Raw genomic sequence first — 14,381 nt, 5'->3', positions numbered from 1 at the left:
GTCATCGTCAAGATTCATTTCGCAAAACCCCTATCTGCGCATGCAGGTAGGGGTTTTGTCTTTAAGTAGGAACTACAGAGATTCGCAGGCACGTCGGAGTGACGGGCCAGCACACAGAATTTCTTGACGACCATAGAGCATTGGAACCACCTGATCCCATCCCGAACTCAGCAGTGAAACGATGCATCGCCGATGGTAGTGTGGGGTTTCCCCATGTGAGAGTAGGTCATCGTCAAGATTCAAACCCAAAGCCCCTGTCTGCAATGCAGACAGGGGCTTTGTCTTTTCCGGGCCTCCACTTTCAGCCCGCTCGCGACACAAGGCTGCTGATACACGTACCGCGTATCAGCAGCGACTTTCATTTCAGAACTGATAGCTGACCGTGGCGCTGACATTGCGCTCTTCACCCATGTAGCAATAGTTCAGGCTGGCACATGAGGTGATATAGCTTTCATTGGTAAGGTTGTTGGCGTTAAGGCGCACATCCACACCCTTGAGCCCAACCTTGCCCAGGTCATAGCCCAGCGAAGCGTCAAACAACGTGTAGGAAGGCACCTTCATGCTGTTCTCCGCATCTACCCAACTGTAGCCCACATACCGCACCCCACCGCCCAGCCGCAGGCCATCCAGCGGCCCTTGGTGGAAGTTGTAGTCAGCCCACAGCGAGAACATCTGTTTTGGTGCCTGGGTTGGCGAATTGCCTTTGTTGTCCAGGTTGCCCGACGTCAGGCTCGGCATCGACCTGGAATACTCAATATCGGTGAAGGTGTAGCCACCCAGCAGTTTGAGGCTGTCGGTCAGCTGCACATGTGCCTCCAGCTCCAGCCCTTGCGAGCGTACTTCACCTACCGGGCGATAGAAGTTTTCGTCAGGCTGCTTCGAGGCCAGGTTTTCCTGCTCGATGCGGAACACCGATGCGGTAAACAGGTTGTCGCTTCCCGGAGGCTGATACTTGATACCCGCTTCCCATTGAGTGCCCTCAGTCGGTGCCAGCGGGCGGCCTTCCTGGTCGGACACGGTGTTGGGATTGAACGACTCCGAGTAGCTGACATAGGGCGCAATGCCGTTCTCGAACAGGTAGAGCACCCCGGCCCGGGTGGTGAACTTGGAGCGCTGATCGCTGACCTTGGTGTCGCTGTCGCGATTCTCCTCCGACACCTTCACCCAGTCCTGGCGAAGCCCCAGGGAGAAGCGCCACTGGTCCAGCTCCACCAGGTCCTGCAGGTACACACCTGTTTGCTGCAAGCGCCGCTGGTAGCGGTTTTCGCCCAGTACCTGAAGGTTGCCATTGCCGTACTGCGGGTTGCCGGCGTCCAGCGGGTCGACCGAGCCATAACGCCATGCGACATCGGCCTTGCGCCGCTGGTAGTCGGCGCCCAGCAGCAGGGTGTGTTTGGCAGCGCCGGTAAAGAATTCCGCCTGCAGCATATTGTCGATGATGTACGAATGCAGGCGCTCGTCGCCGCCGGTGTAGGCGCGGTTGAGGACGTTGCTGTCGGCATCTGCCCAGCCGGCTGAGTACACCTGGTCCATGGACACGTCAGAATCCTGGTAACGGAAGTTTTGCCGCGCCGTGAACACATCGTTGAAGCGGTGCTCGAACCGGTAGCTGAACGACTGCTGGGTACGTTCGTAGTTGTCGATGCCCGGCTCGCCCTCGAAGAAGTGGTCTGACAAGCGCAAGCCATTGCGCTTGTGCAGCATGCCGTCTGCAGGGTTGCCACCGTGGTACCCACCGTTAGGGTCGTGCTGCAGGTAGGCCTGAAGCGTGAGCGAGGTATCTTCGGTGAAATCGACGCTGATGGCCGGGGCGATGGTGTAGCGTTCTTCCTTGTTGTGGTCGAACTGGGTGTCGGACGCATCCGCCAGGCCGGTCAGGCGATAAGCGATACGCTTATCGTCATCCACAGGGCCGCTGAAGTCGAAACCCATGCCACGTTGGCCTTGGGTGCCAACCGTGGCCTGAATCTGATGGAAGGGGGTAAACAGCGGCTTCTTGGTGGTCAGGGCGACCAGGCCCCCCGGCGAGCTCCGCCCATACAGCACCGAAGAGGGCCCCTTGAGAATGTCGATGCGCTCAAGGAAGTACGGGTCTACCTGCATGGTGCTGTAGGTGCCGTTGTCACCCATCGACTTGAGCCCATCGACGTAGATGTTATCCACAGAACCGTCGTTGAAGCCGCGCATGGCCACATAGTCGTAGCGATGTGTGGCACCGTAAGGGTTGGTCAGTACCCCAGGCGTGTAGCGCATGGCCTGGGCAACGGTCTGTGAGCCCTGATCATCCATCTGCTGGCGAGTAACCACCGAGACGGATTGGGAGGTTTCCACCAACGGCGTGCTGGTCTTGGTCGCCACCTGGCTGTGGGTGGCGTTGTAACCCTCCATGCTGCCCAGCGCATTGCCGAGGGTGAACCCACGGATATCAGTGTCTGGCAATGACAGGGCGGCTTCCTGGGGCTGTGTCTGCAACACATAGCTACGTCCATCCTGGCTGACCGCTTCCAGGCCGCTGCCATTGAGCAGTTGGCGCAGCGCCTGGTCGGTAGCGTACTGCCCCTGCAGGCCGTTCGATTGCAGGCCATCGGTGAGCTGAGGCGTACTTGACAGGGTAATGCCGGCCTGGCGAGCGAACTGATTGAGTACGTCGGCCAGTTGGCCGGCCGGAATTGCATAGCGATGACTCACTTGCGCTGTTTCAGCCGCTGCGCACATTTGCGGAACAGCGGCCAGGCTCAAGGCAGTACCAAACAGCGCAGCCCGGATGGCATGGCGCAAGCGTGCTGATTGCAGGACAGGTCGATAATCATTCAAGTTGAGAGTGTGGGTTAACACCGGGTTGATAGGCATGAAGGGTCCGTTGAAGTGATGAGGGCAGAAGGTGTTGCTTACTGTCCTAGCCGGACCGGGATTGAAAACCCGCCAGAAATCGTCAAGGTCTTATCAAGCCATGCTTTCTACACGTACCCACCAGCGCGTACGTTGGCGAAGCCTTACGGGCAGCGTTTGCGGCAGCAACTGAAGCAGCTGCTCCGGGTCTGCGAGACGGAACACCCCGGACAGGCGCAAATCGGCAATTTCGTCGCTGCAGCCCAGGTAACCGTGGCGATAACGACTGACCTGCGCGAGGAAGTCGGACAGGCGTATGTCCTGGGTAACGATCAGCCCTTCAGTCCAGGCCATCGCGTCCATGTTCAGGTGCGTCAGCTGGTGCGCGCCTTGAGCATCCAGGCGCCAGTGCTGGCCGCCTTCAATCCACAGACGGTGGCCATTGCCAGGCCGGTGGATCGCCACTTTGCCGTGGTTGACACTGACGCGTGTGCAATCGTTGTCCTGGTAGGCCACAAAGCGCCCTGCGAACCCTTCCAGCAGTGCATCGCGGGTTTGTACCAGCACTGGATGCCCAGAGTTGCAGGTCATCATCAGCTCCCCCTGCTTCAGGCGAACCAGACGCTGCTGGTCATTGAAGGCCAGGTCCACGACAGTGCGGGTATTGAGTTGCATCAGTGAGCCATCGGGCAGGGTGAAGACGCGTTGCTCACCGGTGCCGGTGGCATAGTCCGACGCCCACGCACTGATAGCATCGAGGTCTTTGGCCAGCCATGCCGCTGATCCCACCATGACAACGCCGCCAAGCAGCTTCAGCGCTTGCCGGCGGTGCAGGCGTTGCTGGCTGGCTTCCAGGGTTTGCAATGCCAACCCGGCACCGGGGACGGAGCGCAGGTCAAGGTCCTGATGCAGGTGCATCACCCGTTGCCAGGCCTGCTCATGTTCGTGGTGGGCACTGCGCCATTGCGCGCACTGTTGTTGCAGCGACGGCTCATGCCCGCTCTCGCGCAACCGTAGCAGCCACTGGATGGCCTGTTTGACCGCTCTTGCATCAGGGCGTGCGGCAGTCATTGATTCAACACTCATCATCGTAGCGCAGCACATAGCAATGGAAGAGCGCATCGGCGATGTAACGCTCCACGGTACGCACCGAGATCCCCATCTGCTCGGCAATGGCCTGGTGCTTCAGCCCCTCGCATTGGGCCAGCAGGAAGGCGCGACGTACCTTGGGTTTGAGGCCGTCGAGCATGCGCGCAATACGCTCAAGCAATTCCAGCAGCAGCTCGCGGGTTTCGGCCGAGGGATACTGTGCTTCCGGCACATGGGCCAGTGCCTCCATGTACGCCCTGTGCAGTTCCTCGCGGCGCCAGTGATCGATGACCAGCCCACGCGCTACCGTGCGCAGGAACGCCCGAGGGGTATTCAGCTGCAGGTGTTCGCGGCGTTGCAGCAAGCGGACGAAGGTGTCGTGGGCCAGGTCTGCGGCATCGGCGGCATTGCCCAGCTTGCTGCGCAGCCAGGCGTGTAACCAGCCGTGGTGGTCACTGTAGAGCGTTTGCACGGAGTCGTTGCTGGGCATAGTGGAGGGCGCTGGCATCAATGGACATGAATGATAATTAGTCTCATTGTTGGCGTGGCAGGGTCAATTTGCAACCCATCTGCTCGCGCCGCACGTAAAGCCAGTTACGCGCTAACGCGCCCGTTGCGCATCCAGATAATTGCGGATTACCAGCGCTCCGCTATTGAGGTGCCGGGCCAGCACGGCTACCGCCTCATCCACCAGCTTGTCGCTTGCCGCGTCTACCAGGGCGTTGTGATCGTCCTGGGTCAGCTTGCCCAAGCCCATGGATGAAAGATGAAAACGCAGGAAGCGCTCTTCTTCGTTCAGTTCGTTCTCAATCAGGCGCAGCAGCTTCCTGTTCGACGCCTTGCTGTACAGCGCCATGTGGAACAGGCGGTTCAGGCGGCCGATTTCGGCGTGGCGTGTTTCGTTCTCCAGTTGCTGAATATAGCCACGGGCGCTGGCGATATCGCTGGCATCAAGCAGGGGGATCGACTGGCGCAGCGCTTCGCTCTCAAGCAGTACGCGCAGGGCATAGGTGTCCACCGCATCCTCGCCGATCAGCGGCGCAACCACCGCACCCTTGTGCATCTCCACTTTCAGCAGCGATTGCGCTTCAAGCTGGCGCAGGGCTTCGCGCACGGGCATGCGACTGACGCCAAACAAGGTGGCGAGCTCTTGTTGTCGCACGGCGGTGCCAGGGGGCAGGCGGCCATCGAGGATGGCGCTACGCAGGCGTTCTTCGATCACGGCACGGGCCTGGTGTGGCGACAGCTGCTCGCTGACCAGCACATTGCTCAATTTGATTTTCTCGGCCACGCGACGTCTGCCTCAACGATGACTAAAGTTGGATCCAATGACACTAGTTACAGCTTGTGGGGGTTGTCAAACCCAGGCCCGCATTGGCACGGGCGCCCCAAAAGCGCGGCTATGGTGGATGAAGTCGCCCGCCAAAGGAAGCGGCCTATAGAAGGTTATAAACAGAAAGTGTAGGCCGGCTGACAGGCGGATGCATGATTGCAGGGTGCCATTGTTTTTTGCAGTGGCAAGCCGCACCATCGCTGCTTTCGACTGGCCTGCACAGGGCTTGGCAGTGGCGATATCCTGGATGTTCAAAACCGTTGTGCGACGTGTCGCCTTTGCCGGGCTGCTGGGCAGTCTGCTGCTGGGCGGCTTGCACGCGGATTGGGATTTCTCCCAGATCAGCCGCAAGTCGCAGGCCTTGTATGGCCCACTGGGTGCCGGGCAGGGTCGTATCGATGCCTGGCAGAACCTGATGACCACGCAAAAGCAGGGTACTGAGCTTGAGCAACTGCAAGTGGTCAACCGTTTTTTCAACCAGCAATTGCGCTATGTCGAAGACATTGACCTGTGGCATGAGGTCGACTACTGGGCCACACCGGTGCAGGCACTGATCAAAGGTGCCGGGGACTGCGAGGACTACGCCATCGCCAAGTATTTCAGCCTGCGGCGCATGGGCATCCCCAGCGAAAAACTGCGCATCACCTACGTCAAGGCGTTGCGGCAGAATCGCGCGCACATGGTCCTGACTTATTATTCAAACCCACAGGCCCAGCCTTTGGTGCTCGACAGCCTCATGGATGCAATCAAGCCGGCAAGCCAACGTACCGACCTGCTGCCGGTGTATGCCTTCAATGGCGAGGGGTTGTGGTTGACGGGCGCCGCAGGCAACAAGAAGGTCGGCGACACCAAGCGGCTGTCACGCTGGCAGGATTTGCTGAAGAAAATGCAGGCCGAAGGGTTCCCGGCCGAGCCGGTTTACTGAAGGAGCACAGATGTCACTGTTCAAACAATTGCTGTTGGCCATTTGCCTGTTCCTGGTAGTCGCCTTCAGTGGCAGTTTCATGGTCAGCCTGGAAAGCTCGCGCAGCCAGTACGTCAACCAGTTGCGTTCGCACGCCCAAGATGCAGCGACCGCGCTGGCGCTTTCGCTGACGCCGAATATCGACGACCCGGCGATGGTCGAGCTGATGGTCAGCTCGATCTTCGACAGTGGTTACTATGCAAGCATCAAGGTCGTCGACCTGGGCTCCAACGCCGTGCTGGTGGAGCGCCACGCCGAGCCGGACCCGGGCGGGGTACCGCGCTGGTTCGTGCACCTGATCGGCCTTGAGGCCGCCGGTGGCGACGCCATCGTCAGCCGCGGCTGGCAGCAGGCCGCGCGGGTGGAAGTGATCAGCCACCCGATGTTTGCCATTGCCAAACTCTGGCAAAGCGCCTTGGGCAGCCTGGGCTGGTTGCTGCTGTGCGGTGCAGCCAGTGCCGTGCTCGGCGCCTTGCTGCTGCGCCGCCAGTTGCGCCCGCTGGACTATATGGTTGAGCAATCCCATGCCATTGCGCGCCGCGAATTCCTGAGCCTGCCCGAGTTGCCCCGCACGCCGGAGCTACGCCGTGTGGTGCAGGCGATGAACCAGATGGTCGAGAAGCTCAAGGCGCTGTTTACCGAGCAGGCCGAGCGCAGCGAGCGGCTGCGTGCGGAGTCCTACCAGGACAGCCTGACCGGGCTCTCGAACCGCCGCTATTTCGAAATGCAGCTGAACACCCGGGTAAGCAACCTGGAGGACGCGCGCGCCGGCTACCTGCTGTTACTGCGTGTCCAAGGGTTGGCGGGGCTGAACGCACGCCTTGGCGGCCAGCGTACCGACCAGTTGCTGCAGGCCGTGGGTGAGCAGTTGCGCCGTACCTGTGCCAGCTTCCCGGAAACCAACGACCTGATTTCCCGCAGCCGCGGTGGCGAGTTTGCTGTGCTAGCGCCGGGCATGGTGCATGAAGAGGCAGTACACCTTGCCCAGGCACTGGAAGCGACGCTGCAAAGCCTGCATGAGACCGGTGCCAGTGATATCGACCCGGTGGCCTGTATCGGCCTCGCGCCGTTCAGCCCCGGTGATTCTCCACAGGCTTTGCTGAAGCTCGCCGATGAGGCCCTGGCCCGTGCCGAAAACCAGCCAACGCCGGGGTGGGTATGCCTTGAACAAGGTGTGGCCGCCGTTGCTGCCGATAGCCAGCACGCCTGGCACGAGCGGCTCGATCAGGCGTTCAAAAATGGGCATTTCGAGCTGTTCTTCCAGCCGGTGGTGGATTGCACTTCGGTGCAACGGGTACTGCACCACAAGGTGATTTCCCGCTTGCAGGATGGCCAGGGCGATGCACTGCCGGCGGGTCGCTTCCTGCCCTGGCTGGAGCGCTTCGGCTGGATGCCGCGGCTGGACGTGCTGGTGCTGGAGAAAGTATTGGCGCACCTGCGTGGGCATGACCAGGTGCTGGCGCTGAACCTGTCCGCCGCTACATTGGCCGACCCCAAGGCCCTGCACCTCATCTTTGAACTGCTCGGCCAGAATGCGGCGCTCGGCCCGCGGCTGGTTTTTGAAATTGGCGAGGAGCAGTTGCCTGAGCAGACGGCTCTGGAGCAACTCACCCGGCGCCTGCACGGGCTGGGTTTTGGCTTGGCGCTGCAGCGCTTTGGCGGGCGCTTCAGCATGATCGGCAACCTGGCGCACCTGGGCTTGGCGTACCTGAAAATTGACGGCAGCTACATCCGCAACATCGACCATGAGCAGCACAAGCGGCTGTTCATCGAGGCGATCCAGCGGGCAGCGCACAGCATCGACTTGCCGCTGATTGCCGAGCGGGTCGAGACAGAAGGGGAGCGGCGGGTGCTGCAGGAGATGGGGGTAGGCGGCATTCAGGGGCAGCTGGTAGGTGAACCTGCGCCCTGGCGCTGAGTTCTCGCACTGGCGGTTCCGGCCTTATCGCCGGCAAGCCAGCTCCCACAGGTACTGCACCAACTTCAAAGCCAGTGCGGTACCTGTGGGAGCTGGCTTGCCGGCGATAGGGCTAGAGGAGCCACTGGAAAGCAGTGGCCAAACTCATCAGCGCTCGCGCAGCGCCTCCGAACGTGCCTTCATGATCGGCTTGAGCAAGTAGCTCATGATGGTCTTCTTGCCGGTCATGATATCCACCGTCGCCACCATCCCTGGGATGATCAGTAGCGGCTTCTCGTCAGTCCCCAGGTGGCTGCGGTCGGTGCGCAGCTTGATCAGGTAGTAGGTGGTCTTCTTGTCTTCGTCGGTGATGGTGTCGGCGCCGATCTGCTCCAGCTTGGCCTTGAGCCCACCGTAGATGGTGTAGTCGTAGGCCGTGAACTTGACGGTCGCCTCCTGGCCAGGGTGCAGGAAAGCGATGTCCTTGGGCAGGATCTTCGCTTCGATGACCAGCGTGTCGTCCAGTGGTACCACTTCGATGATATCGCTGCCAGGCTGGATCACCCCACCAATGGTATTGACCAGCATCTGCTTGACGATACCGCGTACAGGCGAAGTGACCATGGTGCGGTGCACCCGATCGTCCAGAGCCTTGCTGGTGGCCGTGGCCTTGTTCAGCTCGGTGCGCGCCTCGTTCAGCTGGGTCAGCGCTTCACTGCGGAATTTGCCTCGGGTTTCCTCGATCTTGCTCTGTACCTCGCGTATGGCCGCCTCGGCACGCGGGATGGCCAGCGCAGTGGAGTCCAGCTGGCCACGGTTCTCCACTTCGGCACGGCGCAGGCGCAGCACTTCGACCTGGGAGATTGCGCCAGTTGCCACCAGCGGTTCTGACATGCCGATTTCCTTGCGCAGCAACTCCAGGCTGTTGGCGTACTGGGCGCGTTTGGAGCTGTATTCACGCAGCTCTTGCTGGCGCTGAACCAGCTGCTGCTGCAGGCCGCCAATTTCGTCCTGCAGTTGCTGGCGCCGGCTCTGGTACAGCGACTCTTCACTGGCCGCCTGGCTTGGTGCGGCTTTGCGCAGTTCTTCGTCGATCTTCAGCGGGCGGTCCTCTACCTCGGCACTCAGGCGTTCGACCCGCAGGGCCATGGATTGGCGGTCGGCCTCGGTCTCACCAACGTTGGAGGCGAAGCGGGTTTCATCCAGGCGCAGCAATGGCTGGCCAATTTCGACAATCTGCCCTTCCTTGGCGAAGATTTCGGCGACGATACCGCCCTCCAGGTTCTGGATCTTCTGCACCTTGGACGACGGAATGGCCTTGCCTTCACCTCGCGTGACCTCGTCGATGGGGGCGACGCTGGCCCACACGATCAAGAACACGAAGAACAGGATCACGCCCCAGATGGTCAGCCGCACAACCCGCGGTGCATCTTCGATCAGGGCCTTGTTGACCTCTGGCAGCGGCTGGCCGCCCAGTGAGTCGGAACCTTTGAAGTAGCGCCGCAGGCCATCCTTGAATTGCCCCATATCCAGCTTATGCAACACTGATCTGCCCCTTCTTCAGCGCATCCATGACCGCGGCTTTCGGGCCGTCGGCGACAATCTGCCCGCGATCGATCACGATCAGCCGGTCCACCAGCGACAGCAGCGAGGCACGGTGCGTGACCAACAGTACCGTCTTGCCTTCCACCACCGCTTGCAGGCGCTGCTTGAGACGCTCCTCGCCGGTGTTGTCCATGGCACTGGTCGGCTCGTCCAGCAACAGGATTTGCGGGTTGAGCAGCAGCGCGCGGCCCAGCGCCACGTTCTGCCGCTGGCCGCCGGACAGGTTCTGCCCGCGTTCACCCACTTGCAGCTCGTAACCGTCCGGGTGCAAACGGGCAAATTCATGCACACCCGCCAGCTCGGCGGCCTGCAGGATCAGTTCGTCCTCGATGTAACGGGCACCGCTGACCAGGTTGTCGCGCAGGGTACCAGCCAACAGCTGGATGTCCTGCGGTACATAGCCGATGTTGTGGCGCAGCTCGCTGACGTCGATCTGGCGAATGTCCACGCCATCGACCAGCAGCGAGCCGCCATCGGCCTCGTACAGGCCGACGATGAGCTTGGCCAGCGAGCTCTTGCCCGAGCCACTGCGGCCGATGATGCCGACTTTTTCGCCGGGGCGGATGGTCAGGTTGATGTTCTTCAGCGCCAGGTTCTGCTGGTTCGGGTAGGTGAAATCAACCCCGCGGAACTCGACACTACCCTGCAGTACCTTGCGGCTCAGCGGGCGCTCCTCGAAGTTGCGCTCTTGCGGCAGCTCCATCATGTGGTCTGTGGCCACCATGGTGACCTTGGCTTGCTGGTAGCGGGCAAGCAAGCCGTTGAGCGAGGCCAGTGGCCCGAGCGCCCGACCGCTAAGCATGTAGCACGCCACCAGACCGCCCATGCTCAAGTTGCCGTCGATGATCAGGTACACGCCAACGCAGATCATCGCCACGCCAGCCAGCTGCTGGATGAGCATGGTGATGTTCATCGCCAGGCTCGACAGCACCTTCACGCGCAGCTCCAGGCGGCTGAGGGTGCCCAGGGTCTGCTCCCATATGTACTGGCGTTCACTTTCGGCGTTGTTGACCTTTACCGCATCCAGGCCGGCCAGGGTTTCGATCAGGCTGGACTGGCGCTCGGAGGCCAGGGCCATGGTCCGCTCCATGGTCGCCATCAGCGGCCGTTGCAAGGCATAGCCGATGCCCAGGGCCAGCGGGAAGGCAATGATCGGGATCCACACCAGGTGCCCGCCAATGATGGCGATGACGATCAGGATAAGAATGGTGAACGGCAGGTCGATCAGGCTGGTCAGGGTCAATGAGGCGAGGAAGTCGCGCAGGCCCTGGAACTCGTGAATATTCTGGGCAAAGCTGCCGACCCTGGCCGGGCGGTACTTCATCGACATGCCGACGATGCGCTCGAACAGCGTCGCCGAGATGATCAGGTCGGTCTTCTTGCCGGCCAGGTCCAGGCAAAGGCCTCGCAGCCCCTTGAGGATCAGGTCGAAGATGTAGGCGCCGGCGATACCGATGGCCAGCACCCAGAGCGTTGACGTTGCCTGGTTAGGCACCACACGGTCATACACGTTCATCACAAACAGCGGCGCAGCCAGGGCGATCAGGTTGATCACCAGGCTGGCGGCGATGGCGTCGATATACAGCCACTTGCTGCGCAGCAGGGTATCGCGGAACCACGACTTTGCCCGCGGGATGAGGTTGCCGTGGTTGACGTCGAACTTGTGCTGCGGCTGGGCGAAGAACACGCGGCCGCTATAGTCGCTTTGCAGGGCTTCGCGGCTGACATGCACCTCGCCGCCGTCGCTCTCACTGAGCAACAGGCGCGCGGTATCTTCGTTCTCCCAGCCCAGCAGGACGGCACTGCGGCCTTCCTTCAGCAGCAGCATCGCCGGCATGGCGATGCTCGGGATCTGCTCCAGCTTGCGCTGCAGCAGACGCCCTTGCAGGCCGGCCCGGGCGGCGGCACGGGGCAGCAGCTCAGGGCTCAGGCGCTGGGCGGGCAGCGGCAGGCCGGTGGTCAGCATGACCCGGCTGGCGGGTTTCTGGTGCAAGACACACAGGCTCAGCAGGCTATCCAGCAAGGGATCGTCATGCTGACTGCGTGGATCATGGCTGAGTTGGACTCGACTGACTTCAGATTCCACGCGGCGCTCTCTTCATCCTTGTGGTGGGTGGGGTGGGTGTGCCGCCGTTAAGGTCTGGCCGGCTCGCCCTGGCTTTCAATGGTGCTGCCAAGCGGTGTAGGTAGGGGCTACGACGCCCTTATGGCTGAGCAGACGGCCAATGGTCGCCTCGAATCGATACTGAGTAAACAATTGTACGTCGTTCATTGCTACCAGACTGCTCCCGGGCAGTGGGTGTTTCATTTTTGATCCGGTGTGGGTACAGCCTGAAGCACTTTCAGCAGCATAGCCTGCCCGCCAGACAGTGAGTGGGCCGCCTATGATCGATCTTTGTCTTCGTCATTTAATGGGCGCTGATTTGTTGACGGTTTTAAAAGTGCTGATCGTTAAAATTCATCGTACAAAGTCTGCTTGCACGCTTGGCGCTGGTTCAGAAATCGTCAAGGGTTTGCCATCATCGCGGTGTCAGTATCTACGCAATCGTTCTCTATCTGTCTGATCTGCGATGAAGCGTTGTCGCAGGCCGGGCGCTGTAAAAGGCTGGCGTTGGCTCGAACCCTATACAGCCCCGATGTTGCCTCGTTTTGACGCCCCGGCCTGTCCGGTTTCAGGCAAGGTTTGTGCTTGTAAGGAGTTGGCAGCCTGGGGCGCGAAAGTAATCTGAAAATTGACGCGTGCACGATTGACGGTTGCCGATGGGCGGCTGTTCTGCAGCATTAAATGCCGATGTCCCGGCGTCAAAAACGTTGCTGGAACTAGCGTTAAGCAAGCTTTCGATGATGTACGACATTTGTCCTCAATGAACGGTTGGCTAAGGTACAAATATCAATGTGACATTACATTGCCGATTGTTTAGGATGGCCTCTATAAGGTCAATAGTTTGGCATTTAAGTAATTCCAAATAGTTATAGACGAAAAATTGACGCAATAAAGCGTCAAGAGATCATCGACATAGTTCCGCCTGCAGTGGCTTGCGAGTGCCGCTCTGGCATGGAAGTACCCATAGGGTCACACGGAGAGTCCAATGAGCAGCGTTGTAGCCATCGTCAAAAGCATTGTCGGCCAGGTTATTGCGGTATCCCCAGAGGGCATTCGTCGTGTGCTCATCGAAGGGGACCGCCTGCTGGCAGGTGAGGAAGTGCTCACTGGCCCGGGTGGCGCAGTTACTTTGGAGCTAGCCGATGGCCGTCTGCTTGACCTGGGCCGCGACAGCCAGTGGAGCGCCGATGCGCCTGACAGCAGCACCGACCTGAGCCAGGCGACCGCGCAGGCCGCGCCGTCGGTAGAAGAGCTGCAACAGGCGATCGCGGCCGGTGTCGACCCGACTACCGAGCTTGAAGCCACCGCAGCTGGCCCGTCCGCAGCGGGCGGCGGCGGCGCGCTTGGCGGTGGTCACAGCTTCGTGATGCTCGAAGAAACCGCGGGTCGGGTCGACGCTACCGTTGGCTTCCCGACGGAAGGGCTGGGCTTTGCTACCGGGCTCGACAGCGAAGAGGTTGGCTTGCTGGATACCACCAGCAATAACCAAGTGACTACGCCGACGATCGACACCAACGTTGCTACCGACCTGATTCTTGGCGCCACTCCTTCCATCAGCGAAGCGGGTGGCGTAATCGTCTATACCGCCACGGTTGGCCAGGCGCCGACCACCAACCTGGTCGTCACCCTGTCCAATGGTGCCGTAATCGTCATCCCGGCCGGGCAGACCAGCGGCAGCGTCAATGTCGTGGTCCCGGCAAATGACACGCCTTATATCGACGGTGGCCAGATCTCGGCAACTGTAACGGGTACCACTGGCGGCAACGGCCTGACGGTGACAGTGCCGCAAACGCCGGCAGTCACCCAGGTTACCGATACCATCGACACCACCACTGCGACGCTGACGGCGAACCCGTCGGTGACCGAAGGTGGCGTAATCACCTACACCGTGACCCTGAGCAACCCTGCCCAGACGCCGGTGACCGTGACGCTGTCCAACGGGCAGGTAATCACCATCGAAGCTGGCAAGACCCAAGGCAGCGTCGACTTCCAGACCCCGGCGAACGACGTCTACAACAACGGTTCGACCGTCAGTACCACGATCACCGGCGCTACAGGTGGCAATTTCGAGCAACTGACGCCGAACCCTGCACCGGCTGAAACGGTAATCAGTGACTCGGTCGATAACACGACCGCCACTCTGACCGCTTCGCCAAGCGTCACTGAAGGTGGCGTGATCACCTACACCGTGACCCTGAGCAACCCTGCCCAGACGCCGGTGACCGTGACCCTGTCCAATGGGCAGACCATTACCGTTGAAGCCGGCAAAACCCAGGGCAGTGTCGACTTCCAGACCCCGGCGAACGACGTCTATAACAACGGTTCGACTGTCAGCGTCACCATCGAAAACGCCACCGGCGGCAACTTCGAGCAACTGACGCCGAATCCGACTCCGGCTCAGACCACGATCAACGATTCGGTAGACACCACCACCGCAACCCTGACGGCGAGCCCGTCGGTGACCGAAGGTGGCGTAATTACCTACACCGTGACCCTGAGCAACCCTGCCCAGACTCCGGTAACCGTGACCCTGTCCAACGGCCAGACCATCACCGTTGAA

Annotated in this window: 9 protein-coding genes and 1 rRNA gene; 4 read left to right on the top strand and 6 right to left on the bottom strand. The window is 60.7% G+C overall.

The features are described from left to right. Positions 1 to 122: 122 nt before the first annotated feature. Positions 123 to 238: ribosomal RNA gene (gene rrf, locus E8E78_RS13170) — 5S ribosomal RNA — on the top strand. A 125-nt stretch (positions 239 to 363) separates the two neighbouring features. Here rrf and E8E78_RS13165 read toward each other — a convergent pair. From E8E78_RS13165 to E8E78_RS13150, 4 genes are all read right to left on the bottom strand, one after another. Further along, entirely contained in the window at positions 364 to 2,778 is a 2,415-nt protein-coding gene (locus E8E78_RS13165; RefSeq protein WP_114942792.1) for a TonB-dependent siderophore receptor, read from the bottom strand. A gap of 165 nt (positions 2,779 to 2,943) precedes the next feature. Beyond that, positions 2,944 to 3,900 carry a FecR domain-containing protein gene (locus tag E8E78_RS13160; RefSeq protein ID WP_061203071.1) on the bottom strand — a complete coding sequence of 319 codons (957 nt, stop codon included), beginning with the start codon at positions 3,898 to 3,900 and terminating at the stop codon, positions 2,944 to 2,946. Positions 3,901 to 3,904: 4 nt separating this feature from the next. Further along, positions 3,905 to 4,408 carry a sigma-70 family RNA polymerase sigma factor gene (locus E8E78_RS13155; RefSeq protein ID WP_280312768.1) on the bottom strand — a complete coding sequence of 168 codons (504 nt, stop codon included), beginning with the start codon at positions 4,406 to 4,408 and terminating at the stop codon, positions 3,905 to 3,907. Positions 4,409 to 4,519: 111 nt separating this feature from the next. Then, positions 4,520 to 5,209 carry a GntR family transcriptional regulator gene (locus tag E8E78_RS13150; protein ID WP_016497456.1) on the bottom strand — a complete coding sequence of 230 codons (690 nt, stop codon included), beginning with the start codon at positions 5,207 to 5,209 and terminating at the stop codon, positions 4,520 to 4,522. A gap of 205 nt (positions 5,210 to 5,414) precedes the next feature. On the opposite strand from E8E78_RS13150, the gene lapG reads away from it, so the two are divergent. Both lapG and lapD read left to right on the top strand, forming a co-directional pair. Then, positions 5,415 to 6,176: a cysteine protease LapG gene (lapG, locus tag E8E78_RS13145; RefSeq protein WP_172439628.1), complete on the top strand. Its 762-nt coding sequence runs from the start codon at positions 5,415 to 5,417 to the stop codon at positions 6,174 to 6,176. A gap of 10 nt (positions 6,177 to 6,186) precedes the next feature. After that, a complete protein-coding gene (gene lapD / locus E8E78_RS13140) occupies positions 6,187 to 8,133 on the top strand; it encodes a cyclic di-GMP receptor LapD (protein ID WP_049275385.1) in 1,947 nt (648 codons plus the stop codon). Positions 8,134 to 8,280: 147 nt separating this feature from the next. Here the strand turns inward: lapD and E8E78_RS13135 are convergent, their stop codons facing one another. After that, the gene (locus tag E8E78_RS13135; protein ID WP_169725173.1) at positions 8,281 to 9,639 is read right to left on the bottom strand and encodes an HlyD family type I secretion periplasmic adaptor subunit; all 1,359 of its coding nucleotides are present in this window, start codon (positions 9,637 to 9,639) and stop codon (positions 8,281 to 8,283) included. A 7-nt stretch (positions 9,640 to 9,646) separates the two neighbouring features. Then, on the bottom strand, positions 9,647 to 11,803 hold the full coding sequence (locus E8E78_RS13130) for a type I secretion system permease/ATPase (protein WP_049277767.1): 2,157 nt from the start codon (positions 11,801 to 11,803) through the stop codon (positions 9,647 to 9,649). Positions 11,804 to 12,806: 1,003 nt separating this feature from the next. Here E8E78_RS13130 and E8E78_RS13125 point away from each other — a divergent pair. Beyond that, on the top strand, positions 12,807 to 14,381 hold a 1,575-nt coding region (locus E8E78_RS13125), incomplete at its 3' end, for a retention module-containing protein (protein ID WP_280312771.1).

The sequence above is a fragment of the Pseudomonas sp. BN505 genome, from assembly GCF_029873175.1.
In the GTDB taxonomy this organism is placed as follows: Bacteria; Pseudomonadota; Gammaproteobacteria; order Pseudomonadales; family Pseudomonadaceae; genus Aquipseudomonas; species Aquipseudomonas putida.
This window is presented reverse-complemented; position numbering and strand designations above follow the sequence as displayed.

What these genes read in the sequence shown, in the direction of transcription:
- E8E78_RS13160 (WP_061203071.1), bottom strand. Translation starts at nt 3,900, where the DNA reads ATGACTGCCGCACGCCCTGATGCAAGAGCGGTCAAACAGGCCATCCAG.
- E8E78_RS13155 (WP_280312768.1), bottom strand. Translation starts at nt 4,408, where the DNA reads ATGCCCAGCAACGACTCCGTGCAAACGCTCTACAGTGACCACCACGGC.
- lapD (WP_049275385.1), top strand. Translation starts at nt 6,187, where the DNA reads ATGTCACTGTTCAAACAATTGCTGTTGGCCATTTGCCTGTTCCTGGTA.
- E8E78_RS13135 (WP_169725173.1), bottom strand. Translation starts at nt 9,639, where the DNA reads ATGGGGCAATTCAAGGATGGCCTGCGGCGCTACTTCAAAGGTTCCGAC.